Annotated in this window: 3 protein-coding genes; all 3 read left to right on the top strand. The window is 47.3% G+C overall.

Features of this window, described 5'->3' with window-relative positions; all coding sequences use genetic code 11:
* A partial coding sequence (locus tag EBR25_13140) for a hypothetical protein (protein ID NBW41925.1) occupies positions 1-1011 on the top strand: 1011 nt, incomplete at its 5' end.
* 2 nt (positions 1012-1013) lie between these two features.
* Entirely contained in the window at positions 1014-1424 is a 411-nt protein-coding gene (locus tag EBR25_13135) for a hypothetical protein (GenBank protein NBW41924.1), read from the top strand.
* Between the two features lie 26 nt (positions 1425-1450).
* Positions 1451-2430: hypothetical protein (locus EBR25_13130; GenBank protein ID NBW41923.1), on the top strand; the 980-nt coding region annotated here is incomplete at its 3' end.

Genomic DNA, 2430 nt, shown 5'->3' with positions numbered 1-2430 from the left:
AGAAATGAGTTCGCTGCTTTACTAGGACAATCAGCACATGAGAGTGGCGGTTTTAAAGAGTTATCTGAATCAGGAAATTACTCGGTAGCAGGTCTTAGAAAGACGTTCAAGTACGCACAAGGTAAAAGCGATGCTCACCTCGCAGACTTGTTAAAAGATGAAAAGAAACTATTTAATGCAGTCTATGGTAACTTATCAGCGCTCGGGAATCGAGGAGGGGATGACGGGTTTAATTTTCGAGGTAGCGGGTTTGGTCAGGTAACGGGAAGAGATAATATTAAAAAAGCTTTAGCGACAGTTAAGAAAATGAGAGCGGAGGCTGGACTACCACCGTTGGATTCTAAATATGATGCGGAAGATGGCGGATTAGAAGCTTTCGCAGAAGACGTAAGAAATAACGAGGACTTAGGTGCTCAGGCTACAGTAGCGTGGTGGTTAAATAATGTTCATGGTAAAGTAGAGGATTGGACGAATGACGCTCAAGTATCTGCTATGGTTAACAAAGGTCCGAATAGTGATTTAGGTAAAGAAGCGGCTAAAATAAGTCAAAGCTACAAGCCGTACAGAGACGCGCTAGATGCGGCTCAAAAAGAGGCAGATACTCAGTTTAGAGCAACTGGCTTTGCTATGAACGACGAAGAGTTTTTTAAAAACCTGAGTCAGAATGTTCTCTTGCAACAGGAAAATGAGAAAAAGAAAGCCGAATACGAGAAACAGAAGGCCGTTGTAGATAAAAAATTTCAACAAGATATAAATGCTAAAGGCGAGAGCGTAAAAGGTTACGAAGATAGGAGAAAAAGAACAGAGGCTTTCAGAAAAGATCCTAGATTATTAAGTATACCGGATGAGGAGTTAGTTGATCCTAGAGATGAGCCTTCTATGACTGATCCTGCATTCGGGCCAGTTCAACCTGAGAGGTCAATTCAGGATAAGATGTTTATAGAGAATTTTGTAAAAGACCAGAACCTTAAAAAGTTAAATAGGTTTTATAGAAGACATGGGGGTAGATAACTATGCCGATAAGTAGCATATTTCAAGGTAATTCTCAGAGCGTACCGGGGAACACTCCATCGTCACAACGTGAGGTGGTTAACGTCTACGAAGATACAACAGATGTCAGAACTAATCACGACATCCCATTACTATTTTTCGCTACGTCCTTGAAAGGGTTCCGGGCAATGATCACTGTGAACGTAACTGTGAACGTAGACGCAGACCCAAACCCAAACCTCAGTGAGACTTTCGAGATACTCGGAACAAATGACGGGACAAGCTGGAGCATTTCTCAGACTAGCATTGCGAACACAAATGGCGCTGCAAACATTACTTTCGATATTACTAGCGCAGGTCAAATACGCTACAGTTCAACGTCAACAACAGGGTTTACTAAACGCACTCTTGCCTGGAGTGTTCTCGCTCTCTGACACCTGGAAAATGAAAGGTTTACGAAATGGCAAATAATTTCTTTCGAGTCAAGAACGGATTAAATCTTCCCACACTAGCGGTAGATCCTACAGTAACTCCTCCGACCAATTCACAGCCGGGGGATATGGCGATGTACAACGGTGATTTGTATATCAGGGGGGCAGCTGCGTGGATAAAAGCTGTAACTAACATCGCAGAGCTGACCTCCGTCAAACTCGACCGCGCAGCTCCTTCTATCGCGACAAACGTACTGACTCCTTCGTCTGACAAAGAAGTCATCCAGAGAATCGCTACAGCTGCGAACTTCAACGAAATCGCGAATCCCGAAGACGGACGCTACTACATCCTTATGAATACCAGCTCGACCGATATCACTATCGGGAACGAGACAGGCACTGCAGCCAACCAGATTGTCACAGGCACAGGCGCTGCATTTACATTCAAGGCAGGCACCTCTATCGCAGCGGTATACGACGGCGGCTCTTCCAAGTGGAGACTCTCCGGCGGTGCAGGCGGTGCAGGCGGCGGTACAACAGACGTCGTCTCCCAAGTCGCACACGGCTTCGCAGTCGGCGACGCTCTGTACCTCAGCGGCTCGACCTACACCAAAGCAATCGCGACTGCAGCTAACACAGCAGAAGTCGTCGGTGTCGTCTCGAAAGTCGTCTCATCGGATACATTTGAACTGACAACCTCTGGCGAAATCACAAGCCTCTCCGGTCTGACCCCAGGCGGTGTGTACTTCCTCTCAAGCGTAACAGCAGGTCTCTTAACCCTGACCGAGCCCAGCGTAGTTGGGTACGTCTCGCTTCCTATCGGTGTCGCGTCTTCGGCTAGCTCGCTGTACGTAGCCCCCAAGCGCGGCGTCGTTATCGGTGCGGCAAACGCTCGCACGACTATCGCTGTGTTGAACAACGCTGCAACGAACGTCGTGGACGTGACAAGCTACAATTCACTGAAACTCGAAGGCGAGCTCAACGTCACACGCTCTTCCGGCGGAAACCA

Source organism: bacterium (genome assembly GCA_009926305.1).
In the GTDB taxonomy this organism is placed as follows: Bacteria; Bdellovibrionota_C; UBA2361; order UBA2361; family RFPC01; genus RFPC01.
The sequence above is the reverse complement of the archived record's forward strand: the minus strand, read 5'-3'. Positions and strand labels throughout refer to the sequence as shown.

Bases quoted from the DNA above. Each gene is read 5' to 3' on its own strand.
- EBR25_13135 (NBW41924.1), top strand. From the start codon at position 1,014: ATGCCGATAAGTAGCATATTTCAAGGTAATTCTCAGAGCGTACCGGGG.